At 63.2% G+C, this 25,484-nt stretch carries 23 protein-coding genes and 2 tRNA genes; 18 read left to right on the top strand and 7 right to left on the bottom strand.

The features are described from left to right. Positions 1-48: 48 nt before the first annotated feature. Both IB243_RS15350 and IB243_RS15355 read right to left on the bottom strand, forming a co-directional pair. Positions 49-133: transfer RNA gene (locus IB243_RS15350), tRNA-Leu, on the bottom strand. A 187-nt stretch (positions 134-320) separates the two neighbouring features. Beyond that, positions 321-405: transfer RNA gene (locus IB243_RS15355), tRNA-Leu, on the bottom strand. 19 nt (positions 406-424) lie between these two features. On the opposite strand from IB243_RS15355, the gene rnr reads away from it, so the two are divergent. Next, the gene (rnr, locus tag IB243_RS15360) at positions 425-2,755 is read left to right on the top strand and encodes a ribonuclease R (protein ID WP_192428131.1); all 2,331 of its coding nucleotides are present in this window, start codon (positions 425-427) and stop codon (positions 2,753-2,755) included. A gap of 120 nt (positions 2,756-2,875) precedes the next feature. On the opposite strand, the gene IB243_RS15365 is transcribed toward rnr, so the two are convergent. Further along, positions 2,876-3,883, bottom strand: coding sequence for an alpha/beta fold hydrolase (locus IB243_RS15365; protein WP_192428133.1), 1,008 nt, complete (start codon positions 3,881-3,883; stop codon positions 2,876-2,878). Positions 3,884-3,981: 98 nt separating this feature from the next. Here IB243_RS15365 and IB243_RS15370 point away from each other — a divergent pair, with 98 nt between their 5' ends. Beyond that, complete coding sequence (locus IB243_RS15370; protein ID WP_192428134.1) at positions 3,982-4,722, top strand: AraC family transcriptional regulator; 741 nt, start codon at positions 3,982-3,984, stop codon at positions 4,720-4,722. Between the two features lie 81 nt (positions 4,723-4,803). Here IB243_RS15370 and IB243_RS15375 read toward each other — a convergent pair whose 3' ends face one another. The 3 genes from IB243_RS15375 to IB243_RS15385 all read right to left on the bottom strand — a co-directional run bounded on the left by IB243_RS15375 (position 4,804) and on the right by IB243_RS15385 (position 9,046). Next, positions 4,804-6,330, bottom strand: coding sequence for an NAD(P)H-hydrate dehydratase (locus tag IB243_RS15375; protein WP_192428136.1), 1,527 nt, complete (start codon positions 6,328-6,330; stop codon positions 4,804-4,806). Between the two features lie 75 nt (positions 6,331-6,405). Then, positions 6,406-7,638, bottom strand: a complete 1,233-nt coding sequence (locus IB243_RS15380) for an FAD-dependent oxidoreductase (RefSeq protein ID WP_192428138.1) — start codon at positions 7,636-7,638, stop codon at positions 6,406-6,408. Between the two features lie 49 nt (positions 7,639-7,687). After that, positions 7,688-9,046, bottom strand: coding sequence for an amidase (locus IB243_RS15385; protein ID WP_192428140.1), 1,359 nt, complete (start codon positions 9,044-9,046; stop codon positions 7,688-7,690). Between the two features lie 194 nt (positions 9,047-9,240). Here IB243_RS15385 and rpsB point away from each other — a divergent pair, with 194 nt between their 5' ends. The 16 genes from rpsB (at position 9,241) to IB243_RS15465 (ending at position 24,321) form a co-directional block, all read left to right on the top strand. Beyond that, the gene (gene rpsB / locus IB243_RS15390) at positions 9,241-9,993 is read left to right on the top strand and encodes a 30S ribosomal protein S2 (protein WP_010457835.1); all 753 of its coding nucleotides are present in this window, start codon (positions 9,241-9,243) and stop codon (positions 9,991-9,993) included. 104 nt (positions 9,994-10,097) lie between these two features. Then, the gene (tsf, locus tag IB243_RS15395) at positions 10,098-11,030 is read left to right on the top strand and encodes a translation elongation factor Ts (RefSeq protein WP_192428141.1); all 933 of its coding nucleotides are present in this window, start codon (positions 10,098-10,100) and stop codon (positions 11,028-11,030) included. A 59-nt stretch (positions 11,031-11,089) separates the two neighbouring features. Then, a complete protein-coding gene (pyrH, locus tag IB243_RS15400) occupies positions 11,090-11,812 on the top strand; it encodes a UMP kinase (protein WP_010457839.1) in 723 nt (240 codons plus the stop codon). 51 nt (positions 11,813-11,863) lie between these two features. Beyond that, positions 11,864-12,424 (top strand): ribosome recycling factor, encoded by a 561-nt coding sequence (gene frr / locus IB243_RS15405; protein WP_057225725.1) that lies wholly within the window; start codon positions 11,864-11,866, stop codon positions 12,422-12,424. A gap of 23 nt (positions 12,425-12,447) precedes the next feature. Further along, entirely contained in the window at positions 12,448-13,179 is a 732-nt protein-coding gene (gene uppS / locus IB243_RS15410) for a polyprenyl diphosphate synthase (RefSeq protein WP_192428143.1), read from the top strand. Between the two features lie 27 nt (positions 13,180-13,206). Beyond that, positions 13,207-14,061, top strand: a complete 855-nt coding sequence (locus tag IB243_RS15415; protein ID WP_192428145.1) for a phosphatidate cytidylyltransferase — start codon at positions 13,207-13,209, stop codon at positions 14,059-14,061. Next, positions 14,061-15,239, top strand: coding sequence for a 1-deoxy-D-xylulose-5-phosphate reductoisomerase (gene ispC, locus IB243_RS15420; protein WP_029412730.1), 1,179 nt, complete (start codon positions 14,061-14,063; stop codon positions 15,237-15,239). The genes IB243_RS15415 and ispC overlap by 1 nt, the downstream gene beginning before the upstream one ends. Before the next feature lie 26 nt (positions 15,240-15,265). After that, positions 15,266-16,630 (top strand): RIP metalloprotease RseP, encoded by a 1,365-nt coding sequence (rseP, locus tag IB243_RS15425; RefSeq protein ID WP_192428147.1) that lies wholly within the window; start codon positions 15,266-15,268, stop codon positions 16,628-16,630. Between the two features lie 45 nt (positions 16,631-16,675). Next, positions 16,676-18,973: an outer membrane protein assembly factor BamA gene (gene bamA / locus IB243_RS15430; RefSeq protein WP_010457849.1), complete on the top strand. Its 2,298-nt coding sequence runs from the start codon at positions 16,676-16,678 to the stop codon at positions 18,971-18,973. Further along, positions 18,973-19,494 carry an OmpH family outer membrane protein gene (locus IB243_RS15435; RefSeq protein ID WP_010457852.1) on the top strand — a complete coding sequence of 174 codons (522 nt, stop codon included), beginning with the start codon at positions 18,973-18,975 and terminating at the stop codon, positions 19,492-19,494. Before bamA ends, IB243_RS15435 begins: the two co-directional genes overlap by 1 nt. 24 nt (positions 19,495-19,518) lie before the next feature. Beyond that, positions 19,519-20,502, top strand: coding sequence for a UDP-3-O-(3-hydroxymyristoyl)glucosamine N-acyltransferase (gene lpxD, locus IB243_RS15440; protein ID WP_192428149.1), 984 nt, complete (start codon positions 19,519-19,521; stop codon positions 20,500-20,502). 16 nt (positions 20,503-20,518) lie between these two features. Next, on the top strand, positions 20,519-20,959 hold the full coding sequence (fabZ, locus tag IB243_RS15445; protein WP_010457855.1) for a 3-hydroxyacyl-ACP dehydratase FabZ: 441 nt from the start codon (positions 20,519-20,521) through the stop codon (positions 20,957-20,959). A 21-nt stretch (positions 20,960-20,980) separates the two neighbouring features. Further along, a complete protein-coding gene (lpxA, locus tag IB243_RS15450; protein ID WP_057225736.1) occupies positions 20,981-21,769 on the top strand; it encodes an acyl-ACP--UDP-N-acetylglucosamine O-acyltransferase in 789 nt (262 codons plus the stop codon). 10 nt (positions 21,770-21,779) lie between these two features. Further along, positions 21,780-22,943, top strand: coding sequence for a lipid-A-disaccharide synthase (lpxB, locus tag IB243_RS15455; protein WP_192428151.1), 1,164 nt, complete (start codon positions 21,780-21,782; stop codon positions 22,941-22,943). Further along, complete coding sequence (rnhB, locus tag IB243_RS15460) at positions 22,909-23,535, top strand: ribonuclease HII (RefSeq protein WP_029412735.1); 627 nt, start codon at positions 22,909-22,911, stop codon at positions 23,533-23,535. Before lpxB ends, rnhB begins: the two co-directional genes overlap by 35 nt. A gap of 12 nt (positions 23,536-23,547) precedes the next feature. Next, entirely contained in the window at positions 23,548-24,321 is a 774-nt protein-coding gene (locus IB243_RS15465; protein ID WP_192428153.1) for an RNA methyltransferase, read from the top strand. 59 nt (positions 24,322-24,380) lie between these two features. Here the strand turns inward: IB243_RS15465 and IB243_RS15470 are convergent, their stop codons facing one another. After that, positions 24,381-25,196, bottom strand: a complete 816-nt coding sequence (locus IB243_RS15470; RefSeq protein WP_192428155.1) for a hypothetical protein — start codon at positions 25,194-25,196, stop codon at positions 24,381-24,383. Between the last annotated feature and the right edge of the window lie 288 nt (positions 25,197-25,484).

The raw sequence follows: 25,484 nt of genomic DNA on the forward strand, positions 1-25,484 counted from the left end.
TTCCAAAAACAAAAAAGCCGTTGCGATTGCAACGGCTTTTTATATGTTTGGTGCCCAGGAGAGGACTCGAACCTCCACGATGTTACTCGCTAGTACCTGAAACTAGTGCGTCTACCAATTCCGCCACCTGGGCTTTCAGATCAGCCTCGAATTATAGAACAAGTAATTGAGGCTTCTGACAAGTTGCCAAAGAATTTTCAAAAATGTGTCTGTTCGGCTTCCTGGGGCCGGATTGGACAACTGCATGCAGAAAATAAAAAAGCCGCTGTGTTTGCAGCGGCTTCGATATTTTGAAAACCTTCGCAGGTTGTCGTTAAACTTGGTGCCCAGGAGAGGACTCGAACCTCCACGATGTTACTCGCTAGTACCTGAAACTAGTGCGTCTACCAATTCCGCCACCTGGGCATTTCAGGAAAGTCTAAGATTGTATATCAAAAAAACCACCCCCGGCGCGCAGTCCGCGCATTTGTCGGACGAGATTGAAGGCAGCGTGCAGGGGCACCGTGATGGACACGGTTTCGTTATCCGCGACGATGGCGAAGGCGACATCTATATCCCCCCCAATGAAATGCGCGCGGTGCTGCACAAGGACCGCGTGCGTGTGCGCATCGTGCGCCAGGACCGCCGTGGTCGTCCCGAAGGCCGCGTGGCCGAGATCATCGAACGCCCGCCGCAACCCATCATCGGCCGCCTGCTGCAGGAAAGCGGTGTGTGGCTGGTGGCGCCCGAAGACAAGCGCTACGGCCAGGATGTACTGATCCCCAAAGGCGCCACCGGCGCCGCCAAACCAGGGCAGGTTGTCGTTGTTGAACTGACCGAGCCCCCCGCACTGTTTGGCCAGCCCGTGGGCCGCATCACCGAAGTGCTCGGCGAGGTGGACGACCCCGGCATGGAGATCGAGATCGCCGTGCGCAAGTACGGCGTGCCGCACGAGTTCTCCGCCGAGTGCCTGGCGCAGGCCAAAGAGCTGCCCGACAAGGTGCGCGCGCAGGACAAGAAGCGTCGTGTGGACCTGACCGACGTGCCCCTGGTCACCATCGATGGCGAAGATGCCCGCGACTTCGACGATGCCGTGTATTGCGAGCCCGCCAAGGTGGGCCGCAGCAAGGGCTGGCGCCTGCTGGTGGCGATTGCCGACGTGAGCCACTATGTGGAGACCGGCAGCGCCATCGACATCGACGCGTACGACCGCGCCACCAGCGTGTACTTTCCGCGCCGCGTGATTCCCATGCTGCCCGAGAAGCTGAGCAACGGCCTGTGTTCCCTCAACCCCGAGGTGGAGCGCCTGTGCATGGTTTGCGACATGCTGGTCACCGCCAAGGGCGAAGTGCACGCCTACCAGTTCTACCCGGCCGTGATGTTCAGCCATGCGCGTTTCACGTACACGGAAGTGGCCGCCATCCTGGCCAATACGCGCGGCCCCGAGGCCAGCAAGCGCAAGGACCGCGTCAAGGACCTGCTCAACCTGCACGATGTGTACCGAGCCCTCCTGATTGCGCGCCAGCAGCGGGGTGCGGTGGACTTTGAAACCACCGAAACACAGATCGTTTGCGACGAAAACGGCCGCATCGAAAAAATCGTGCCACGCACCCGCAACGATGCGCACAAGCTCATCGAAGAGGCCATGCTGGCCGCCAACGTGTGCAGTGCCGACTTCATCGCCCAGGGCGGACAGCCTGGCCTGTTCCGCGTTCACGAAGGCCCCACGCCCGAGAAGCAGGAGATCCTGCGCAACTACCTCAAGGCCATGGCCGTCGGCATGACGATTGGCGATGATCCCAAGCCCGCCGAGTTCCAGGCGATTGCCCAGGCCACCAAAGAGCGGCCTGACGCGCAGCAGATCCACACCATGCTGTTGCGCTCCATGCAGCAGGCTATCTACACGCCCGTCAACAGTGGCCACTTTGGGCTGGCGTTCGATGCCTACACACATTTCACCAGCCCGATCCGGCGTTACCCCGACCTGCTGGTGCATCGGGTCATCAAGGCCATCCTGAGCAAGACGAAGTATGCGCTGCCGTCCTTGCCCACACCCGGCGAAGCCCATGCCAAGCTGGCCAAACGGCTGGCGGCCCGGGTGGCAGCGCCCGGCACCAAGCCCCGCAAGGATGTGGCACCGCCCAGCCGCGACACCCAAGCCTGGGAGGCCGCAGGCCTGCACTGCAGTGCCAACGAGCGCCGCGCCGACGAGGCGAGCCGCGACGTGGAAGCCTGGCTCAAGTGCAAGTACATGCGCGAGCATCTGGGCGAGGAATACAGCGGCGTGGTCAGCGCAGCGACGAGCTTTGGCATCTTCGTCACGCTCGACGCGATGTATGTGGAAGGGCTGGTGCACATCACCGAGCTGGGCGGCGAGTACTTCAAGTTCGATGAGGCACGCCAGGAACTGCGTGGCGAGCGTACCGGTATCCGCTACGCCATCGGTGCGCGCGTGCGGGTGCAGGTCAGCCGCGTGGATCTGGATGGCCGCAAGATCGACTTCCGCCTGGTGCGTGAAGGCGAGGAACTGCTCGGCCGCGCGCTCAAGGACAAGGGTGTGGGCTCCGACGGAGCAGGCGGTGGCGCCCGCAAGGCGGGTGGCCGGTCCGGCGGACGCAAGGCCGACAAGGGCGCAGCCCCGTCCGCCACGGAGCAAGCGGGTCTCTCGCGTGAGCGGGCGGCGCGGTCACCGATTCAGTCCCTGAAAGCCTCCGTTAAGAAGACGGTCGCAGGCAAGTCCAGCAAGGGCAAGGCGCGCAAGCCTCGCCGGGGCTGACCAGGACGAAACCACGGCAAAGCCCACGAAGAGGCGCTCGCCGACGCGCAGGCTTGCAAGATTAATTGCTCACTAATTGATAGCTGCTAACGCTTGATACACAAGCGCTAGCAGCTATTTTTATTGAATACTTGCGCTGAAGCCCTTGTGGTCCGGCTGCGCGGGGTGGGCAAGGGGGCTTAAAAAGCGGGCATACCGCTGTGCCGTCTCAGCGGGCGCCTCCATCATGGGCAGGTGACCGATGCCGGGCAGTGCTTCGGCCTGGGCTTGGGGCAGCAGCTTTTGCAGCGGCAAAAGCCCAGAGCGGTCGAACACGCGGTCGCTCTCGCCCCACAGGACCAAGGTGGGATGGTGCTGCAGCTTGCTCAGGTGCTGCTCTAGCAGGTAGCGGTCTTTCAGCTGCGCGTCCCACAGGCGCGTGTTGGAGGTGGCGTTGCGCAGCGCATCCTGTTCGGACGCGTACAGGATGGGGTGGGGCAGGAAGGGGTGCTTTTCAAACACCAGGGCCATCATGGCGTCGAAGGCGGCGGCGTCGTGGGCCACCAGCGGGCGTTGCCCGGCGTCGATGAGTCGGTCCATGGCGCTCGGCTGGGGTGACCGGATGCCGTGGGGTGCGCCGATGAAAGCCAGGCTGGCCACGCGTTCGGGGTGCTGCAGGGCAAAGAGGGCAGCGATGGTGCCGCCCATCGAGTTGCCTGCCAGATGCACGCGCGGGAGGCCGAGGGCGTCCAGAAACGCGGCCAAGCGCGTGACGTGGGCGGCGTAGTCGTAGGCCTGGTCGTCGCGCCGCGTGCTCTCGCCAAAGCCCGGGATATCTGGGGCAATCACCCGGTACTGGCTGGTGAGGGGGCGCGCAAAATCCACCCAATGGTCCTTCTCCGCAAAAATGCCGTGCAGCAGAACGATGGGCGTGACGTTGCTGCCGCCCGGTGTAGGGCGTTGGGCTGTGCCGCTGTCGAGGTAGTGGACGGTGTGCATCGCCGCAGAGATGGTTTTTTCTTCCATGCCCGACAGGCTGCGGTTAAGGCTGAGCAAGGGCTCCTTGAACAGCGAGGGCGCGCCATAGTAGAGCGCGGTGGCGCCCAAGGCCAAGGTGGCTGCGGCAGACAAAAGAGCGATGCGTTTCAAGAGCCAGTCTCCAAAAAATGGGTGTTCATTGCCGCTGCGGCGGTACGTGCTGGGCAAGGCTATCGAGAACGCGATGACAAAACTTGTAGGTTTGGGCTATGCCAGCACGCAACACACTGACCCTTGGCACTGACAAGGCGCTTTATGTGGGGGAGATCCCGGCCACGGGCTGGCACTGCCATGCGGCGCCGGTGTTGCTGATGGGCCTGTCAGGCCGGTTTGCCCTGCACTGGGGACTGGGGCAGATGGAGACGTGCCACAGCGCGCTGGTGGCTGCGGGTGTGGAGCATCTGTTTGACCCCCGCGGCGAAACGGTGGCCCTGGTGTACCTGGAGCCCGATTCGCGCGAGGCGCGCAGCTTGCGTGGTCCATTCCTGCAACGGGGTGGGGTGGTTTTGGATGTGGCGATTCCTGTCGCCGCACGCAGCGCCATGGAGGGTTATCTGCGCAACTTTGATCTGTCGGCCTTGTTGCACTGCCCATGCGACGACGAAGGCCCCTTGCTGGACGCACGTGTGGCGCGCAGCTTGCACGCCCTGCGCCATCCTCAGGAGGGGCGGCTGGCGCGCGCCGGGCTGGCGGCCGGCGTGCAATTGTCGGCCTCGCGTTTCAACCACCTGTTTCGCGCGGAGATGGGGGTGAGCCTGCGCAGTTATCGTGTGTGGTCGCAGGTGCGACTGGCCATGGCGGGGCTGGCCGTGAGCCCGCGCCTGACCGATGCGGCGCTGCATGGCGAGTTCTCTGACTCGGCCCATTTCAGCCGCATGTTTCGGCAGACCTTTGGCATGACGCCATCGAGCGTGCTCAAGCCGCTCAAGGAAGTGACGTTGCTGGCGTGAAGTTCAGCGTAGTGCTGGGGGCGGTGCTGCGCCCTCTGCCGCAGAGCCAGTGACGCGCATTGACACCTGCGCCTGCGCTGGTCAGCCGCCCACGCCTCGCGCCAGCGCACTGGCGGTGAGCGCCTGGCCCGCTGGCCATGCATCGGCGGCCTGGCCATGTTGGTACACCGCTTCGCTGGCCGCGCGCAAGGCGCTGGCGCCTGCTGCCAGGTGGGCGCCCACGATGCCTGCCAGCACATCGCCCGTGCCGGCCGTGGCCAGCCGTGCGTTGCCCGTGGGGTTGATGGCAGGAACGCGGTCGGGCGCGGCAATCACGGTGCCCGAGCCCTTGAGCACGGCCACGCAATTGAACTGGTCCGCCAGTTGCTGTGCAGCGCCCAGCCGGTTGGCCTGGACTTCGGCGGTGGTCAGGCCCAGCAGGCGGGCGGCCTCCAGCGGGTGGGGTGTCAGCACCGTGGGTTGCCCGTGCTGGCCGCGCGCCACCACCAGCGCGTGCAGCGCGGCCTGGGTGGCAATGGTGTTGAGCGCATCGGCATCCAGCACCAGGCGGGCCGCGCGGGTGATGACCTCGGGCAGCACGCGTGCGATGGCCTGGCCGCCGCCACAGCCGCAGACCACCGTGAGTTGCTCCAGCGCCAGGGCATCGAAGTGGCGCAGCATCAGCTCGGGCTGCTGCGGGTCCAGTTGCAGATGCCCGTTGTCGAGCAAGGCCACCAGCACCCGTCCCGCTCCGCCGTGCAGGGCGGCCGATGCGGCCAGCAGGGCCGCACCGGCCATGCCCAGGCCACGCTCGGCCAGCCCCTCACCGCCCACCACGGCCACGTCACCGTAGCTGCCCTTGTGGCTGGCGTGGGAGCGGGGCGCGGCCAGCGCCGGGCCGGAGAGCCAGGCGTTGGGCGGCTCATGCCCTGGCGCCACGCCCAGGTCGTCCAGCCACACCTGGCCCGCAGCATCGCGCCCGGCGGCGGTGAACAGGCCGGGCTTGAGGCTGAGCAGGCTCAGCGTGTGGTGCGCCGGGCGCGGGTGGTGGTTGTGGGGGGCTGCGGTGTCGGGGGCAAAGCCCGGTGCGAATTGACCGGTGTCGGCATCCAGCCCGCTGGGCAGGTCCACGGCCAGCACGGGGGCAGGGCTGTGCCGCAGCGCATGCAGGCAGGCTCGCAACCGGGCATCGGGCGTGCGGGCGGTTGTGCTGGGTGCAGAAGAGATGCCGATGCCCAGCAGCGCATCGATGCACAGGTCATTGGCGCTGAGGTCGTGCGGAGCGGTCTCGGCCCACACGATGCCGGCATCCCGTGCGCGCTGCCACGAAGCCTTGGCATCTACTGGGGCCGTGTCGGGCTGGCCCAGCCAGGTCACCACCACCTGGTGGCCGCTGCGCTGCAGGTGCATCGCAGCCTCCAGCCCATCACCGCCGTTGTTGCCGGGGCCACAGGCAATCCACACCGTGCGTGCGTGGGGCGCCAACGCCTGGGCCAGCTGCGCCACGGCCAGGCCGGCGCGTTGCATCAGGGTGTGCGGTGGCAGGGTGGCCGTTGCGGCCCGCTCCATGCGGCGCGTGGCGGCGGTGTTGAACAGGGCGTGGGGCTCGTGGGCAGTGATGCGGTGCATGGGGAGATGCGCTGCATAGGGCAGGGCGCCCGCCATTGTGCGCCGCAGCCCGGTGCGGTGAAAGCGCAGACTGGCTCAGAACCGCCGCATGCCCAATCCGTCCAGCGATACCTCGGGCTCGCGCTGGGCGATCAGGTCCGCCACGGCCCGGGCGCTGCCGCAGGCCAGGGCCCAGCCGCCCGCGCCGTGGCCGGTGTTGAGCCAAAGGCCCGGCACGCCGCTGGCGCCCACCACGGGGGCTCCATCGGGCAGCAGGGGGCGTGCGCCGCGCCAGATCTGCACGCCCGACGAAAGCTGCGCGCCGCCTGGAAACCAGTCGTTGAGCGTACGGTACAGGCGCTGCAAGGTGGCTGTGTGGTGCTCGGCATCGGCGCCCGCCAGTTCGGCGCCCCCGGCAATGCGCACACGCTGCCCCAGGCGGGTGATGGAGATCTGCTGGGATGCGTCCACCACGCTGGCAAGAGGGGCATGCGTGGATTCGCGCAGCGGGGCGCTGACCGAGTAGCCATAGACCGCCGCCATGGGCAAGCGCAGGCCCAGGGGGGGCATCAGTGCAGCTGATGCCATGCCGGCGCACAGCACCACGGCATCAAAGCGGTGTACGTCCGATTCGCCCTGCACTGCCACGCCGGTGGGGCTGCTGCTGATGCGATCCACGCGGGTGTTGAACACAAAGTGCACGCCTGAGCCCTGGGTGCCCTGACGCAGCAGTTGTGCAAACAGGCGGCAGTTGCCTGCGCTGGCGTCGGGCAGGTGGATGGCGCCTGCCAGCGGTGCCTCGGGCGAAAGGCCGGGTTCGATCTGGCGCGCCACCTGGGCGTCGATTTCGCGCAGGGCCACTCCGCAGTCGCGCAGCACCTGCAGCGCAGGCTGGATCTGTGTGCGCTCTTGCTCGGTGCGCAGCAGCACGAGCCGTCCTGCGCAGACTTCAAAGTCAAGTTCGTGCTGGCTGGCAATGGCCTGGAGGCGGGCCTGGCTGTATTGGGCCAGGCGTTCCAGCGTGGCCGCCGGGGCGCTGTTGGCGCGTGTGGCATTGCGCCAGCGCCGCAGCCACGTCCAGTTGGCGCGGTTCAGCCCTCCAGCCAGCCGCACGGTGGCGTGGGGGCCCAGCAGCCTCAAGGCATGGCCAAACCCGGGCACAGACCAGGGGCTGAGCAGGTGGGGGGCCAGGAGGCCTGCGGTGGCGAAGCTCGCTTCTTCGGCGGCTGCGCTGCGTTGTTCAAAAACGGAGACTTCGTGGCCGTCGCTGGCCAGCTCGTATGCGGTGGTGACGCCGATGATGCCGGCGCCCACGATGGCAATCTTCATGAATTTGATGGTTTTTGGCGTCTAGCGCTTGATGAAAAAGCGCTGGTAGCTATTGTTTTTGTAGTAATTGCTCGATCTGCAGGCCTGCATTGAGCACCGTGTCATCCCGCAGGGCCCCGTGCCAGACCATCAGGCCGACCGGGAGTTCCCCTTGCACGTGGCAGGGCAGGGACAGCGCGCAGCCGTCCAGCAGGTTGACCACGCTGGTGTTGCGCAGCAGCAGGTTGTTGACGCGGAAGAATTCGGCGTCGCGTGCGGTGTCTTGCGCTGTGTCCACCCCATCGGCCCGTGCCACGTTGGCAATGGGCGGGGCCACGATGGGCACGGTGGGGGACAGCAGGGCGTCATAGTCCTCCATGTCAGCGAGCATGCGTGCGATCCATTGCTGGCGCGCCTGGAGCAGATCGATGTATTCCCAGGCCATCAGGGTGGCGCCTTTTTCAATGCGCATGCGCACCCGGGGGTCGTAGCGGTCGCTTGCGCGCTGCAGCAGCTCGCGGTGCCAGGCGTAGGCTTCGGGGGCTGCAAAGCCGTAGGCCGGCTGCTCCAGCACAGCTGGCAGGGCAATGGTGTCGATCTGGGCGCCGGCCTGGCGCAAGGCATCCACGCTGCGTTCGAACGCGCGGGCCACGGTGGCGTCCAGCGCCTCCAGAAACAGCGTGGAGGGAACCGCGAACCGGTACTGCGACAGCGGTGCCGGACTGCGCGTGACGCGCCGGGCGGCCAGCACCTCGTGCACCACGATGGCGTCGCGCACCGTGCGTGTCATGGCACAAGCGGTGTCGAGGGTGGTAGACAGTGGCACGGCGCCGGCCGTGGGCACCAGGCGGGCGGTGTTCTTGAAGCCTACGATGCCGTTGAGCGCCGCTGGGATGCGGATGGACCCCCCCGTGTCGGACCCCAGTCCTATGAAAGCGGCCCCGGTAGCCACCGAAACCCCGGCGCCGGAGGAAGACCCCCCAGGCACGCGGGGTGCGCCGGGCAGGGCGCCAAAGCGGGCGTCCCAGGCGGCAGGTGTGCCGAAGTGAGGGTTGACGCCCACCCCGGAGAAGGCGAACTCCACCATGTTCGTGCGGCCGACGAGGCTGGCGCCTGCCGCGCGCAGCCGGGCCACAGCGGGGCAGTCGGCAACTGCTGCGGGAGCCCCTGACAGGGCGGTGGAGCCCGCTGGGGTGGGTTGTCCGGCAATGTCAAACAGGTCTTTGACCGATACCGCCAGCCCAGCCAGTGGCAGGTGGGCCAGACCGGGTTGCACCGCTGTGGTGCGCGCCGCGTCAAACAGCGTGCGCACGAAGCTGTGTGTATTGGCGGGAGCCTGGGCTGCTTCGATGCAGCGTTCCAGCTCGGCCACTGCGGTGGTGGTGCCGTCCCGCAGTTGGTCGCGGACGGCGGTCAGGTCAGGGTGCATGGGTGTGCTAGAATCTTTGGGTTTTGCTGGGTGCTGTGGCGCAAGCAGTGTGTGCACAGTGCATGCATCGTGAGTGTGGCAGCTGCGGCAAGACCAATCGCAAACCAGCCCTGTCAAGGTGTTGTGGCGTTCGTGAAGATCACGGCGCTGCAAATATTGGGGCTGATTTTAGACCTAACCTTTGGAGTATTTTTATGTCCGTTACCATGCGCGAAATGCTGGAAGCCGGTGTCCACTTCGGTCACCAAACCCGCTTCTGGAACCCCAAGATGGCCCCTTACATCTTCGGCCATCGCAACAAGATTCACATCATCAACCTGGAAAAGTCGCTGCCACTGTTCCAGGAAGCCCAAAAGTTCGCCAAGCAACTGGCTGCCAACCGCGGCACGATCCTGATGGTCGGCACGAAGCGCCAAGCCCGTGAAATCCTGTCCACCGAAGCCCTGCGCGCTGGCGTGCCTTTCGTGGACCAACGCTGGTTGGGCGGCATGCTGACCAACTTCAAGACGGTCAAGACCTCGATCAAGCGCCTCAAGGACATGAAGGCCCAGCAAGAAGCCGGTCTGGACAGCCTGAGCAAGAAGGAGCAACTGACGTTCTCCCGCGAAATCGAAAAGCTCGAAAAGGACATCGGCGGCATCCAGGACATGACTGCACTGCCCGACGCCATCTTCGTCATCGACGTGGGCTTCCACAAGATTGCCGTGGCCGAAGCCAAGAAGCTCGGTATTCCGCTGATCGGTGTGGTTGACACCAACCACTCGCCTGAAGGCATCGACTACGTGATCCCTGGTAACGACGACTCGGCCAAGGCCGTGACGCTGTATGCCCGTGGCATCGCTGACGCGATCATCGAAGGCCGCGCCAACGCCGTGAACGAAGTCGTGAAGGCTGCTACCGCCGAGAGCACCGACGAATTCGTGGAAGTGCAAGAAGCTGCCGCCTGATACCTGGCTGCGCGATCCGTCGCGAAAAAAAGCGGGGCCCTGGTGAGCCCCCTTTTTTTTAGGCGGAATCTGAATCGATTGAACTGAATACTGAAGGAATAAAGATGGCTGCAATTACCGCAAGCATGGTTGCCGAACTGCGTGGCAAGACCGATGCACCGATGATGGAATGCAAGAAGGCGCTGACGGAAGCTGACGGCGACATGGCCAAGGCTGAAGAACTGCTGCGCGTCAAGCTCGGCACCAAGGCTGGCAAGGCCGCCTCGCGCATCACCGCCGAAGGCGTGGTGGCCAGCTACATCGACGGCACCACCGGTGGCCTGATCGAAGTGAACAGCGAAACCGACTTCGTGAGCAAGAACGACAGCTTCATGGCCCTGGCCAAGGCTGCTGCCGAACTCGTGGCCAAGCACAACCCCGCCGACGTGGTTGCGCTGGGTGCACTGCCCTACGAGCAAGACAGCTTTGGTCCCACGCTGGAAGACGTGCGGAAGGGCCTGATCGGCAAGATCGGCGAAAACATGTCGTTCCGCCGCTTCCAGCACTTCGGTGGCAGCGGCAGCAAGCTGGCTTCCTACCTGCACGGCTCGCGCATTGGTGTGGTCGTGGAATTTGAAGGCGACGAAGTCGCTGCCAAGGACGTGGCCATGCACATCGCAGCCATGAAGCCCGTGGCACTGACCAGTGCTGATGTGCCTGCCGACCTGATCGCCAAAGAGCGTTCGGTGGCAGCCGCCAAGGCCGCCGAAGATGCCGCTGTGGCCGTGGCCGCAGGCAAGCCTGTGCAATCCGACGAAATCGTTGCCAAGCGCATCGAAGGTGGCGTGCAGAAGTTCCTCAAGGAAGTCTCGCTGTTCAACCAGGTCTTCGTGAAGGCTGCGGACGGCAAGCAGACCGTCGAGCAAATGCTGAAGGCCACCAACACCACGGTGAAGGGCTTCACGCTCTACGTCGTGGGCGAAGGCATCGAGAAGAAGGTGGACGACTTCGCTGCCGAAGTGGCCGCCCAGGTCGCAGCCGCCAAGGCCGCTGCCTGATCGCCGTTTCCGGCAAAAAAACCACCAAAGCTCAGCACCACCTACCGGAGAAATTTCCCATGTCCAACGCTGCACCAGCCCACAAGCGCATCCTGCTCAAGCTGTCTGGTGAGGCGCTGATGGGGGACGACGCCTTCGGTATCAACCGCGCCACCATCGTGCGCATGGTGGAGGAGATCGCCGAAGTGACCCGCCTGGGTGTCCAGGTGGCCGTGGTGATTGGTGGGGGCAACATTTTCCGTGGTGTCGCGGGTGGCTCGGTCGGTATGGACCGTGCCACCGCTGACTACATGGGCATGCTGGCTACCGTAATGAACGCACTGGCCCTGGCCGATGCGATGGACAAGCAGGGCTTGGTGGCCCGCGTGATGTCTGCCATTGCCATCGAGCAGGTGGTCGAGCCCTATGTACGTCCCAAGGCGCTGCAGTATCTCGAAGAGGGCAAGGTCGTCGTGTTTGCTGCTGGCACGGGCAATCCGTTCTTCACCACCGACACTGCAGCTGCGCTGCGTGGTGCCGAAATTGGCGCCGAACTGGTGCTCAAGGCAACCAAGGTGGACGGCGTTTATACTGCCGACCCCCAGAAGGACCCCACCGCCACGCGCTACACAAAGCTGAGCTTTGATGAGGCCATGTCCCGCAATCTGGGCATCATGGATGCGACCGCGTTTGCCCTGTGTCGCGACCAGAAGTTGCCTGTGCGGGTGTTCTCCATCATCAAGCACGGCGCCCTGAAGCGCGTGGTGATGGGTGAAGACGAAGGTACGCTGGTTTACGCTTGACGACGATGGCTGCGGCCTGCATGGGATGCAGGTCGGCCCTGAGGAGAAAACATGACGATTGCCGACATCAAGAAGAATGCTGAAACCAAGATGGACCAGTCCATCTCGGCCTTCAAGAACAATCTGCAAAAGATCCGCACCGGCCGCGCCAACCCCGCGCTGCTCGATACGGTGCAGGTCGAGTATTACGGCTCTCTGGTTCCATTGAGCCAGGTTGCCAACGTGGCCTTGATCGATTCGCGCACCATCAGTGTGCAGCCCTGGGAAAAGGGCATGGGTGCCAAGATTGAAAAGGCGATCCGCGAAAGCGACCTGGGTTTGAACCCCGCATCGATGGGTGATCTGATCCGCGTTCCGATGCCCGCGATGAGCGAAGAGCGCCGCAAGGAAATGACCAAGCTGGCCCGCAACGAAGGCGAGAGTGCCAAGATTGCCGTGCGCAACTTGCGCCGTGACGCGAACGAATCCGTTAAGAAGCTGGTCAAGGACAAGCTGGCGTCCGAAGACGACCAGAAGCGCGCCGAAACCGACGTGCAGAAGGTCACCGACAAGCACATCGCCGAGATCGATGCGCTGGTGGCTGCCAAAGAGCAGGAAATCATGGCGGTTTAAGCCCGAAGGGCTTGAACGTTCACATGTCTGTATCTCCGGTGGTGCCACACCACATTGCCATCGTCATGGATGGCAACGGCCGCTGGGCCACGCGCCGCTTCCTGCCGCGCCTGGCAGGCCACAAGCAAGGGGTTGATTCACTGCGACGCTGCGCGCGCGCTTGTGTGGAGCGCGGCGTGGGTGTGCTGACCGTCTTTGCCTTTTCTTCCGAGAACTGGAACCGGCCGGCCGATGAGGTCTCCGGCCTCATGGAGCTGCTGGCGATGGCGCTGGCGCGCGAAGTGCCGCAGCTCAAGAAGGATGGGGTGCGCCTGTACTTCGTGGGTGAGCGTGCCGGTCTTTCGCAGAAGGTACGCGATGGCCTGGCGCATGCAGAAGCAGCCACAGCCGAAAACACCCGCCTCGTGCTCAACGTGTGTTTCAACTATGGTGGTCGCTGGGACATTGCCCAGGCTGCGGCATCTCTGGCGGCGCGTGGTGAAGCCATCACCGAGGCCAGCCTACATGGTGCGATGGGCATGGCCCACGTGCCCGACCCGGATCTGGTGATTCGTACCGGGGGGGAAATGCGGATCAGCAACTTTTTGCTGTGGCAGGCCGCATACTCCGAGTTTTTCTTCAGCGACCGGTTGTGGCCGGATTTCGACGAGTCGGCACTGGACGAGGCGATTGCAGCCTTCAGAGGTCGCGAGCGCCGTTTTGGCAAAACCTCCGAACAAATCCTGTCCGCGCATCCCCATCCGATGCCGGGCTGAGAACCTGCACAGGTTCTGAAAGGCCCCATGCTCAAGCAGCGCGTCATTACAGCCCTTGTCCTGCTGGCCATTTTGTTGCCGGCGCTTTTCTACCCATCCACCGTGCCCTTCACCGTGGTTGTGCTGGTGCTCATGGCGGCCGGTGCATGGGAATGGGGCCGCTTGAGCGGGTTTGGACAGGCAGGTTCCCTGGCTGTGGGGGGCGCCTGTGTCGCTTTGTGCGCTGGATCGTGGGCCCTGGGCTGGGTGAACCGTCCGTTGACCGCCCTCTGGGTCGTCGGTGGGGGGCTCTGGGTGCTGGCGACTGCCTGGTTGCTCAAGGCTGGCGTGCCCGGTTGGCCCCGGATTCCTGCGGCGGTGCGGTTGGTGGCTGGGGTCCTGGTCCTGTGGCTTGCGTGGCTGGCAGTCGTGCAAGCGCGCAATGTTGGCATCAACTTCTTGCTGTCGGTGCTGCTCCTGGTGTGGGTTGCCGACATTTTTGCCTACTTTGCAGGCCGTGCTTTTGGCCTGCGCTTCACCAAAGGCAAACTGGCCCCCTCCATCAGCCCTGGCAAGAGCTGGGAGGGCGTGTGGGGCGGTTTGGCGGGCGTGATGGTCATGGCCTTCCTCTGGGTGGCGGCCGATGCCCACTGGCAGGCGACCGTGCCCAGCTTCTACAGCCGCATGGCACAACACGGCTGGTGGCTGCTGGTGATCGCGGCGCTGTTCATGGTGGCCATGAGTGTGTCGGGTGACCTGGTCGAGTCGCTCATCAAGCGCAGCGCCGGTGTCAAGGACAGCAGCGGCCTGCTGCCCGGGCACGGCGGGGTGCTGGATCGGGTGGATGCCTTGTTGCCGACGCTGCCCCTGGCGATGATGCTCACGAGTCTGACCACACAATGATGAAACAACGACTGACTGTCCTGGGTTCCACCGGTTCCATTGGTACCAGCACGCTGGACGTGGTGGCCCGCCATCCTGAGCGCTTTGAGGTGTTTGCGCTCAGTGCTGCAACGCAGGTGGATCTGATGCTTGCGCAGTGCGCGCAATTCCACCCCCGTTATGCAGTGATGGCGAGTGCTCCCCATGCGGCGCTTCTTTCTGAAAAGTTAGCGGCAAATAGCCTTCCAACGCAAGTCCTTCAAGCGCAAGATGCTCTTGAAATGATAGCGTCGCACGCTGATGTGGATGCCGTGATGGCGGCCATCGTGGGTGCGGCCGGCCTGGCGCCCTGTCTGGCTGCGGCGCGCGCGGGCAAGCGGCTGCTGCTGGCAAACAAGGAAGCCCTGGTCGTCGGTGGTGGGCTGTTCATGCAGACGGTGCGTGACGGTGGGGCGACGCTGCTGCCCATCGACAGCGAGCACTCCGCAATTTTCCAATGCCTGCCAGAAGATCCAGCGACCTGGGCCGACCGGATCGACTGCATCCTTTTGACCGCTTCGGGGGGGCCCTTTCGCCAGCGTGATCCGGCGACGCTGTCACAGATCACGCCGGCCCAGGCTTGTGCGCATCCCAATTTTTCGATGGGCCGCAAGATCTCGGTGGATTCGGCCACGATGATGAACAAGGCGCTCGAAGTGATCGAGGCGCGCTGGCTGTTCGATCTGCTTCCAGACCAGATCAAGGTGGTGATCCACCCGCAGCAGATCATCCATTCCATGGTGCAGTTCAAGGATGCGTCCATCCTGGCGCAGCTGGGAACGCCCGACATGCGGGTTCCAATTGCTTGCGGCCTGGCCTGGCCAGAGCGCATCGCGAGCGGCGCGAGCAAGCTGGATTTTTCGGCCATGACTGCGCTGGCGTTCGAAGACGCCGATGCCCATCGATTTCCGGGTTTGCACCTGTCCTGGCAGGCGCTGAGGGCGGCCGAAGGGACAACCGCCGTATTGAATGCCGCGAACGAGGTGGCCGTCGGGGCATTTTTGTCCGGTCGTCTGCGTTTTGACCATATTCATGCCGTGAATCTTGCAACTTTGGATGCGGTTTTGCCCTCCAAGCCCGATTCGCTCGAAGCCCTGCTGGACCTGGATGCCCAGGCCCGCAATGCTGCCGAGCACGCCGCAGGCCGCCTGGCTGCCTGAGTTCTCACAGCACCACGGACCCGTACATGCTCCTTACCATCGTTGCCTTCATCGTGGCCCTGGGCCTTCTGATTGCCGTGCACGAATACGGCCACTACCGGGTGGCAGTGGCATGCGGAGTGAAGGTGCTGCGTTTTTCGGTGGGCTTTGGCAAACCGCTGCTGCACTGGCAGCCCAAAGGCTCGCCCACGGAGTTCGTGCTGGGCGCGTTTCCGCTGGGTGGTTATGTGCGCATGCTGGACGAGCGGGAGGCGCCTGTGGCGCCCGAAGAGCGGCATCTGGCCTTCAACACACAGCCTCTGCGGTCCCGCGCGGCCATTGTTGCAGCAGGTCCTGTGGCGAACCTGCTGCTGGCTGTACTGCTGTATTCGATCGTCAACTGGAATGGCGTGGAGGAGCCGAAGGCGGTTCTCGCCAGTCCGGTCGCTGGCTCCGTCGCGCAGAGTGCGGGCTTGCGCGGCGGTGAGCTGGTGGCGCAGGCCGCGCTGGGTTCGGACGACATGGAACCCGTGCGGTCTTTCGAAGACCTGCGCTGGCTGCTCACGCGCGGGGCCCTCGAGGGTCTGGCCGTTCGCTTGGACGTGCAGCCGCAGTCGGGCGCCGTGCACCGGGAAATCCTGCTGGACATGTCGAAGATCGACAGCCGCGAGGCGGATGCCCAGCTTTTTCGAAAAATAGGAATCCTTGGTCCGTGGACGCGCCCCTTGCTCGGGGAGGTCATGCCTGATGGCGCTGCTGCCCGAGCCGGATTGCGCCAGGGGGATGTGGTCCTCAAGATCGGTGCCAGCGATGTGGTGGATGGGCAGCAGTTGCGCGAGTTGATCCGCCATTCCGTGCGGGGCAATGAGCCGCTGGTCCAGTCCTGGCGCGTTGATCGATCGGGACAGGTGCTGACCATGGAGGTCTTGCCTGAGGCCAAAGCGGAGCTGGGCGCGACAGTCGGGCGCATCGGCGCCTATGTCGGAGCACCCCCCGAATTCGTGATGGTCGAATACGGTCTGTTCGAGGGGGCTTGGGCTGGCGTGGTCAAGACGTGGGACGTGTCCATCCTCACGCTTCGGATGATGGGGCGCATGCTGATCGGCGAGGCATCCCTCAAGAACCTCAGTGGCCCCTTGACCATCGCAGACTATGCCGGACGTTCGGCCAGCCTGGGGCTGACGCAGTACCTCGTATTCCTCGCCCTGATCAGCGTGAGCCTGGGCGTGCTCAACCTGCTGCCGCTCCCCGTCTTGGACGGAGGGCACCTGATGTATTATCTTTGGGAGGGTGTCACGGGCAGGGGGGTGTCAGACGCATGGATGGAGCGCCTGCAGCGCGGAGGTGTTGCAGTCTTGCTTCTCATGATGTCCATTGCCCTGTTCAACGATATCACCCGGCTCTTTGGCTAACACTTTTGCCGCGCTTGCCATGCAACTGCGGCGCCAGCTTCATTCATGAAAAAACACATCAATCGCCTGGGCGTGCGTACCGCATCGGCCGTTGCAGCCATGATTTTTGTCGCCAACGCGGCATGGGCTCTGGAGCCTTTCAAGGTGCAAGATATTCGCGTCGAGGGCCTGCAGCGTGTGGAGCCCGGCACCGTGTTTGCCTCGATGCCACTGCGGGTGGGTGACGACTACAACGACGAAAAAGGCGCTGCGGCCATCCGCTCACTTTTCGGTCTGGGGCTGTTCAAGGACGTGCGCCTGGAGGCGGCTGGAAATGTGCTGGTGGTCGTGGTGGAAGAGCGACCCACGGTGGCTGATGTGGACTTCGCCGGGACCCGTGAGTTTGACAAGGATGCGCTCAAGAAGGCCATGCGCGATGTCGGATTGACCGAAGGCCGTCCTTATGACAAGGCGCTGACCGACCGGGCCGAACAAGAGCTCAAGCGCCAATACATCAACAAGAGCCTGTATGGTGCCGAGGTCGTCACGACGGTGACCCCGATTGAACGCAATCGTGTCAATCTGACTTTCACCGTGGTCGAGGGTGATCCCGCCCGCATCAAGGATGTGCGCATCGTTGGCAACAAGGCCTTCAGTGAGTCCACCCTCAAAGGCTTGTTCGATCAGGACACTGGCGGCTGGCTCAGCTGGTACACGAAGTCCGATCGCTATTCACGCGCAAAACTCAACGCCGACCTGGAGACCCTGCGCTCCTACTACCTGCAGCGCGGTTATCTGGAGTTTCGTGTCGATTCCACCCAGGTCGCCATCTCGCCGGATAAGCAGGACATTTCCATCACCGTCAATGTCACGGAAGGCGAGCGTTATGTAGTCTCCGGCGTGAAGCTGGAAGGCAACTACCTGGACCGGGAAGACGAGTTCAAATCCCTGGTCACGATTCGCGCGGGCGAGCCTTACAACGCCGACCAGGTCACTGAAACAACCAAGGCTTTTTCGGAGTATTTCTCGCGGTTTGGTTTTGCATTCGCGCGGGTAGAAGCCGTGCCTGAGATTGATCGCGAAAACAACCGCGTTGCCTTTGTCCTGCAGGTGGAGCCGTCGCGCCGAGCCTATGTGCGCCGCATCAACGTCAGCGGCAACAACCGCACGCGCGACGAAGTGATCCGCCGGGAGTTCCGCCAGTACGAGGCCTCGTGGTATGACGGAGAGAAGATCCGCCTGTCGCGCGACCGCGTGGACCGCCTGGGCTACTTCACCGAGGTCAATGTGGAGACCCAGGAGGTTCCGGGCTCTCCCGACCAGGTGGACCTGGTGATCAATGTGGCCGAAAAACCCACGGGCTCGTTGCAGATGGGCGTGGGCTTTTCCAGTGCCGACAAGGTCTCGCTGTCATTCGGTATCAAGCAAGAGAATATTTTTGGTTCCGGCAATTACCTGGGCATTGATGTCAATACCAGCAAATACCGCCGTACGCTGGTGTTCAGCACCACCAATCCGTATTTCACGCCGGACGGGATTTCGCGGACGCTGGATGTGTACTACCGCACGGACAAGCCTTATGAAGACCAGGGTGGCAACTATGAGCTGGTGACCACCGGGACATCGGTGCGATTCGGGGTGCCGTTCAGTGAGACCGATACCGTGTTTTTTGGTGGAGGCCTGGAGCAGACCAAGATCAAGGCCGGCACGAACATTCCCGCGACCTACCTGGCCTACGCGGATCAGTTTGGCTACAGCAGCACATCCATTCCCTTGACGATCGGCTGGTCGCGGGATGATCGCGACAGTGCCCTGGCACCCAATTCCGGCCGCTATCAGCGCCTCAACTCCGAATGGTCGGTGGCCGGAGACGCGCGTTATGTGCGGGCCAACTACCAATACCAGCAGTACGTGCCTCTGAACAAGCGCTTTACCGTCGCCTTCAATGGCGAGGTGGGGATCGGCAAAGGCATGAATGGCAGGCCATTCCCGGTGTTCAAGAACTTCTATTCGGGGGGGCTGGGTTCGGTGCGTGGCTTCGATCAAGGGACCTTGGGCCCGCGCGACGTGACGGGTGCCTCCTTGGGGGGGCCGAAGAAGGTGACACTGAACGCGGAGCTGATCGCTCCGTTCCCAGGCGCAGGGAACGATCGGACACTGCGCGTATTCACATTCTTTGACGTGGGTAATGTGTACGGAGAAAACGAAAAGGTTACCTTCAGTGACATGCGTTCATCCGTGGGGCTGGGCCTGAGCTGGATTTCTCCGCTCGGTCCTTTGCGTCTCGCCTTTGCGCAACCGGTGCGCAAGTTCGCTGGCGATAGAATCCAGAAACTGCAATTCCAGATTGGAACGTCTTTCTAATGAAATCCATTTCTCGCCATATCTCTTTGGCCCTGCTGCTTGGCTCCCTGGCCGTGGCAGCCCCTGCGCAAGCGCAAGAGTCGTTCAGAGCCGGTTTTGTCAATACAGACCGCATCTTCCGTGAGGCCAGCACTGCCAAGGCTGCACAGGCCAAGCTGGAGCAGGAGTTCTCCCGCCGCGAGAAAGAACTGGTGGACATGGGCAATACCCTGAAGACCGCTACTGAGAAGTTCGAGCGTGAAGCGCCGACCATGGCTGAAAGCCAGCGCACCACCCGCCAGCGCCAGCTGGTGGATCAGGACCGCGAATTCCAGCGCAAGCGCCGCGAGTTCCAGGAAGACCTGAGCGCCCGCAAGAACGAGGAACTGTCCCAGGTCCTCGAACGTGCGAACAAGGTGGTCAAACAAGTGGCTGAAGCCGAGAAGTACGACGTGATCCTGCAAGAGGCGGTCTACATCAACCCCAAGCATGACATCACCGACAAGGTGATCAAGGCGCTGAATGCCGCTGCAGGCAAGTAAGCCACAGCGCTGGACAGGTGGCGCGTGAGCTTGCTTCTTGGGCACATAGTTGATGCGCTCGGCGGCTCGCTGGAAGGAGGTGTGGCAAAGGATGTCGTCATCTCCCGCATTGCGCCCCTGGAGGTTGCCGGGCCGGGAGATCTCAGTTTCCTGAGCAACCCCCGCTACCAACAGCAACTGGCCGCCTCCCGGGCGGCCTGTGTCATTGTGGCGCCTGCCATGCGTGATGTGGCGGTGGCGCGTGGTGCCTGCATCGTGGTGGACAACCCCTACGTGTACTTTGCGCGAGCTACCCAATTGTGGCGACAGCGCAATGCGCCCGAGCGCCAAGCCGGTGTGCACGCCAGCGCGGTGGTCGATCCCACGGCACAGGTGCATCCCACTGCGACCATTGGACCGCTGTGTGTGGTGGAACGTGGCGCGCACGTGGGCGCAGAGACAGTGCTCAAATCGCGTGTGACCGTGGGCGAGGATTGCCATATCGGCGCGCACTGCATCGTGCATGCCGGTGTCGTGATCGGGGCGGATGGTTTTGGCTTTGCGCCCGATCATGGGCAATGGGTCAAGATCGAACAGCTCGGAGCCGTCCGCATTGGTGACCATGTCGAGATCGGTGCCAACACCTGCATCGACCGGGGTGCACTGCAGGACACCGTCATCGAAGATGGCGTCAAGCTCGACAACCTGATCCAGATCGGCCACAACGTACGCATCGGAAAACACTCGGCCATGGCTGGATGTGTGGGTGTGGCTGGCAGTGCGACCATTGGCGCGCATTGCACGGTGGGTGGCGGGGCCATTGTGCTGGGCCACCTGGAGCTGGCAGACAACGTGCATATCTCGGCAGCCACGGTGGTCACACGCTCGCTGACCCGGCCTGGGCAATACACGGGCATGTTTCCCATCGACGACAATGCGCGCTGGGAAAAAAACGCTGCAACACTCAAACAACTGCACAGCTTGCGAGAGCGCATCAAGGCGCTGGAGCAGGCCCTCAAAGCAGCATGAACGGAAGAACAACTCGATGATGGATATTCACGCAATTCTCAAGCAACTGCCCCACCGCTACCCGTTCCTGCTGGTGGACAAAGTGATCGAGCTTGAGAGCAACACTCGCATCAAGGCCATCAAGAACGTGACGTTCAATGAGCCCTATTTCATGGGTCATTTCCCTGGCCGCCCAGTGATGCCTGGCGTGTTGATCCTGGAAGCGCTGGCCCAGGCTGCAGGCTTGCTGGCGTTTGATGCGATGGGCAAAGTGCCCGACGAGAACAATATCTACTACTTCGTGGGCATTGATGGCGCACGCTTCAAGCGCCCTGTGGAGCCGGGGGATCAACTGATCTTGTCCATCACGATTGACCGTGTCCGTGGTGGCATCTGGAAATTCAAGGGTGTGGCCAGCGTGGGCGAGGAAGTGGCTTGCGAGGCCGAACTCATGTGCACCATGCGCAGCGTGGGTTGATCGGCCCAGACCCGTTGGATCGTGAGCAATATCCATCCCACAGCCATCGTTGCGGACGGCGCCAACCTGGACCCCACGGTCACGGTCGGGCCGTATGCGGTCATCGGCGCGCATGTGTCCATCGGTGCGGGCACGACGGTCGGTGCACATTGTGTGATCGAAGGGCGCACCACGATTGGTGCCGACAACCGCATCTTTCAGTTCAACTCGATCGGCGCCATCCCGCAGGACAAGAAATACGCAGGTGAACCCACCAAACTGGTCATCGGCAACCGCAACACCATCCGCGAGTTCTGCACTCTGAATTTGGGTGTGCCCCAGGCTGGCGGCGTCACCACGGTGGGAGACGACAACTGGATCATGGCTTACACCCACATCGCCCACGATTGCCATGTGGGCAACAACACCACGCTGGCCAACAACACCACGCTGGCGGGCCATGTGCACCTGGGCGATTGGGTGACGGTGGGAGGGCTCACCGGCATCCACCAGTTCGTCAAGGTCGGAGCCCATGCCATGGTGGGCTTTGCCAGCGCAGTGACACAGGACGTGCCCCCTTTCATGCTGGTGGATGGCAACCCGCTGGCCGTGCGGGGCTACAACGTGGTGGGGCTGCGCCGCCGTGGCTTCTCGCCCGAGCGCATTGGTGCTGTCAAGCAGATGCACAAGCTGATCTATCGCCAGAGCCTCACACTGGAGGCCGCACGTGCCGCCATTGGCGAGCTGGCTCAAACCGCCCCCGATGCCGGAGGCGATGTGGCGATGATGGAGCGGTTCCTGGCCGACGCTACGCGCGGCATCGTGCGTTGAGGCGATCACCGTGAAGACGCCTCCCCGCATCGCCATGGTGGCGGGCGAAACATCGGGTGACCTGCTCGCAGGTCTGCTGATCGACGGCATGCAGTCCCATTGGCCGGGCCTGCAGTCCTGCGGCATTGGTGGCCCCCAGATGCAGCGCCGCGGATTCGCTGCCTGGTGGCCCAGCGAGAAGCTGGCTGTGCATGGCTACAGCATGGAAGTGTTGCGCCGGTTGCGCGAGCTTCTTGGCATTCGCAAGCAGTTGCGCCAGCGGCTCCTCAAGGATCGTCCGGATGTGTTCATCGGCGTGGATGCCCCTGATTTCAACCTGGGACTGGAGGCCGACTTGCGCGCGGCGGGCATCAAGACCGTGCATTTCGTGTGCCCGTCGATCTGGGCATGGCGCGCGGACCGTGTCGAGAAGATACGCCGCAGCGCCGACCATGTGCTGTGCATCTTTCCGTTCGAGCCTGAACTGCTGGCGCGCCATGGCATTGCTGCGACTTATGTAGGGCATCCTCTTGCCGGTGTGATTCCCATGGTGCCGGACCGCGCTGCCGCCCGTGCCCAGCTCGGTCTACAGGATTCAGATGAAGTGCTGGCCATTTTGCCGGGCAGCCGCTCCTCGGAGATTACCTACATCACCCGGCCATTTTTTGAGGCTGCAGCGCTTATTCTTCAAGCGCGCCCAGCTATTAAATTGATATTGCCAGCCGTTCCGGCGCTGCGCGACCGCATCGTGCAGGCAGCGCAGGCCGCTGGACTGGGTGGTGCGGTTCAAGTCGTATCCGGGCAGTCCCACGCCGTGCTCGCCGCTTGCGACACCACGTTGATCGCCAGCGGTACCGCCACGCTGGAGGCTGCCCTGTTCAAGCGTCCCATGGTCATCGGCTACCACATGCACCCACTGAGCTGGTGGCTCATGCGTCGCAAACAGTTGCAGCCCTGGGTGGGGCTGCCCAACATCCTGTGTGGTGAATTCGTGGTGCCCGAGCTGATTCAGGATGCCGCGACACCTCAGGCGCTCTGTGGAGCAACGCTGCAATGGCTGGATGCGCGCCAGCACCATCCCGAGAAAATCACGGCCCTGGAGCAGCGGTTTACCGTGCTGCATGAAAGCCTGTTACGCAACACTCCCCAACTGGCAGCCGATGCGATCCAGAAAATCCTCCATCCCGCTGCCTGAACAGGCCTGCCTGCCATGGCACCCGGAAGGTCTTGTGGCCGGCGTGGATGAAGCGGGCCGTGGCCCGCTGGCGGGGCCCGTGGTGGCTGCCGCTGTCATCCTGGATGACCTGAACCCGATCGCCGGTCTTGCAGACTCCAAGAAACTCACGCCGGCCCGGCGCGAGAGGCTCTATGACGAAATCCGCGCCAAGGCGCTGTGCTGCAGCATTGCCGAGGCCAGCGTGGAGGAGATCGACCAGCTCAACATCCTGCAGGCCACCATGCTGGCCATGCGGAGGGCCGTGATGGGGCTGCGCCTGAAGCCTGTCATGGTGCTTGTCGATGGCAATCGGCTGCCTACGCTGGGCATCCAGGCCGAGGCCATCGTTAAGGGCGATGCGCTGGTGCCAGCCATCTCGGCCGCATCCATCCTGGCCAAGGTGCACCGCGACCGCTGGTGCGTGCAAGTGCATGAAGAATTTCCCCAATACGGATTTGCCGGCCACAAAGGCTATGGCACGGCCGTGCACATGGCGGCCCTGCGAGAGCATGGGGCCTGCGTTCACCACCGGCGTTCCTTTGCACCCGTGGCGCAGAACCTGCGCGGCTGAATCTGCCCACCCATGACATCTTCCTCCATCACTACCATCCATTCACGGGATAACACGTTCGTGAAAGACCTGCGCCGTCTTGCGCAGGACACCACGGCCTACCGCAAGCAGGGCCGGGTCTGGCTGGAGGGGGATCACCTGTGTCGCGCGGCCGTGGAACGGGGACAGCGTGCATCGATTGCGGTGTTTTCTGAGTCTTTTTGGCCCCTGGCGCAAGTGGAGTGGGTGCAGGCTGCTATGAAAATAGTAGTAATTGCCGACTCGCTGTTTGCCGACATCAGTGGTCTGGAATCACCGGCGCGCATGGGTTTCATCATTGATCTGCCGTCGCCTGCCGCCTTGCGCCCGGGTGCGGCGACCGTCGTGTTGGACCGCGTGCAGGACGCCGGCAATGTGGGCTCTATCCTGCGCAGTGCATCGGCATTTGGATTCCGCCAAGTGGTCGCCATCAAGGGCAGCGCCGCGTTGTGGTCCGCCAAGGTGTTGCGCGCAGGCATGGGCGCGCATTTCGCATTGGACCTGATCGAAGGCGTGGAGCTCGGCGAACTCCAATCGCTGGAGGTACCTATGCTGGTGACCAGTTCGCACGCCGGAGACTGGCTGCACCGTGCCGCCTTGCCCTGGCCTTGCGCTTGGGTTTTGGGCCACGAAGGGCAGGGCGTTTCCCCAGCCCTGGAGGCGCGGGCCGCGATGCACATCCGCATCGCGCAGCCTGGCGGCGAGGAGTCGCTGAATGTGGCGGCCGCTGCAGCGATTTGCCTGCATGCGAGCGGCGCTGGGCGCTGAAACCCCGTCTTTTGGGGCTGCCTCCAGCAGGCTGGATTTGCCTGCTGTCCTTTACCTTTTTAGAGATTGCGCAGGAATTGGCGCACGAATTCACCCTGGTTGGCGGCATCTTTCTCGGTGCTGAACAGCACTTGCTGGTTCTCCACGCGGATCTTCAGTTGCGGTGCGAATTTGCATTGCACCAAGCCCACGCCGGACGCCGTGCTTTTGAAGGCGGGGGTGTTGCGGCACATGGATTCCAGCTCTGATGCCACCACGCCGCAGAAGCTGCCGATGCTCAGTGTCTGGAGTTTCTCGTCATCAATCGTGGCCCAGTCAACGTTGGTTTTCACTGAGGTACCGCATGCTGCCGTGGCATCCTGGTCGGCCTTGGCCAGTTCGGCCTGCACGCCCGCCAGGCGCTTGTTGCGGTCAAAGCGGGCCAGCTTTTCCTGCAGTCCCTGTTTTTGCTGGCTCTTGTAGCTGGCCTGCAGGTCGGCCAGCTTGAAGGCCTTGCTCTTTTCTTCGCTGAAGGCCAGTGGCACGCCATCGCGTTTGCCGGGCAGGTACACCACATAGTGTTCACCATTGCGATAGGCTTGGCTCTGCTTTTGCAGCAGGCCGTAGCTGCGGCCGTCGAGCGTGGTGGCGTACACCTCGCGCGCCGAGCCCTGCTGCTCCAGCTGGCTCAGAAACACAATCTGGTCGATGGGGTCGTTGATGCCGCTCACGCGCACCAGGGCCTGTTTCCCGTCCACGGTGGGTGCCAGCACGACTTCAACCCCCTGGGGGGCCACGAAGACCTGGGGATATTTGGCCAATTCCTGGGCATGGGCTGCCATGGTGGCACAGAGGCTGGCCAGGGACAGGGCGAGGGGGCGGAGAAAAACGCGCATGGGAGGCAGCCTTTGGTGTGGGTGTGAGGGATGGAAACCGGCCGAAGTCTAGGGCGGCTGTTGTTCCCTGAAATGCCTGGAACACTTGCTTACGTAACAAGGTTATGCAAGACATGCATTTGCCGTTGATTACCCCCTGAAGGGTATAATCGGGAGCTTTTCTCGCAACAGCGTCGCCCGACCGCACCCAAAGCAACAACCCATCTGAGAGCAGCCGCTGGCACTCGATTGCAAATATCCTTTGCAAGCGGCCTGCAGGCGCCGGGCGACCGTAACCATCCGGAGAAC

Origin of the sequence: Acidovorax sp. ACV01 (genome assembly GCF_014851495.1) — a bacterium.
Classification (GTDB): Bacteria; Pseudomonadota; Gammaproteobacteria; order Burkholderiales; family Burkholderiaceae_C; genus Acidovorax; species Acidovorax radicis.

Excerpts from the sequence above, each read along its gene's own strand:
- IB243_RS15465 (WP_192428153.1), top strand. The coding sequence starts at position 23,548 with ATGACATCTTCCTCCATCACTACCATCCATTCACGGGATAACACGTTC.
- IB243_RS15435 (WP_010457852.1), top strand. The coding sequence starts at position 18,973 with ATGAAATCCATTTCTCGCCATATCTCTTTGGCCCTGCTGCTTGGCTCC.
- rnhB (WP_029412735.1), top strand. The coding sequence starts at position 22,909 with ATGCGATCCAGAAAATCCTCCATCCCGCTGCCTGAACAGGCCTGCCTG.
- IB243_RS15385 (WP_192428140.1), bottom strand. The coding sequence starts at position 9,046 with ATGCACCCTGACCTGACCGCCGTCCGCGACCAACTGCGGGACGGCACC.
- IB243_RS15375 (WP_192428136.1), bottom strand. The coding sequence starts at position 6,330 with ATGCACCGCATCACTGCCCACGAGCCCCACGCCCTGTTCAACACCGCC.
- IB243_RS15470 (WP_192428155.1), bottom strand. The coding sequence starts at position 25,196 with ATGCGCGTTTTTCTCCGCCCCCTCGCCCTGTCCCTGGCCAGCCTCTGT.
- IB243_RS15380 (WP_192428138.1), bottom strand. The coding sequence starts at position 7,638 with ATGAAGATTGCCATCGTGGGCGCCGGCATCATCGGCGTCACCACCGCA.
- rseP (WP_192428147.1), top strand. The coding sequence starts at position 15,266 with ATGCTCCTTACCATCGTTGCCTTCATCGTGGCCCTGGGCCTTCTGATT.
- IB243_RS15370 (WP_192428134.1), top strand. The coding sequence starts at position 3,982 with ATGCCAGCACGCAACACACTGACCCTTGGCACTGACAAGGCGCTTTAT.
- ispC (WP_029412730.1), top strand. The coding sequence starts at position 14,061 with ATGAAACAACGACTGACTGTCCTGGGTTCCACCGGTTCCATTGGTACC.
- rpsB (WP_010457835.1), top strand. The coding sequence starts at position 9,241 with ATGTCCGTTACCATGCGCGAAATGCTGGAAGCCGGTGTCCACTTCGGT.
- uppS (WP_192428143.1), top strand. The coding sequence starts at position 12,448 with ATGTCTGTATCTCCGGTGGTGCCACACCACATTGCCATCGTCATGGAT.
- frr (WP_057225725.1), top strand. The coding sequence starts at position 11,864 with ATGACGATTGCCGACATCAAGAAGAATGCTGAAACCAAGATGGACCAG.
- IB243_RS15415 (WP_192428145.1), top strand. The coding sequence starts at position 13,207 with ATGCTCAAGCAGCGCGTCATTACAGCCCTTGTCCTGCTGGCCATTTTG.
- pyrH (WP_010457839.1), top strand. The coding sequence starts at position 11,090 with ATGTCCAACGCTGCACCAGCCCACAAGCGCATCCTGCTCAAGCTGTCT.
- fabZ (WP_010457855.1), top strand. The coding sequence starts at position 20,519 with ATGATGGATATTCACGCAATTCTCAAGCAACTGCCCCACCGCTACCCG.
- bamA (WP_010457849.1), top strand. The coding sequence starts at position 16,676 with ATGAAAAAACACATCAATCGCCTGGGCGTGCGTACCGCATCGGCCGTT.
- tsf (WP_192428141.1), top strand. The coding sequence starts at position 10,098 with ATGGCTGCAATTACCGCAAGCATGGTTGCCGAACTGCGTGGCAAGACC.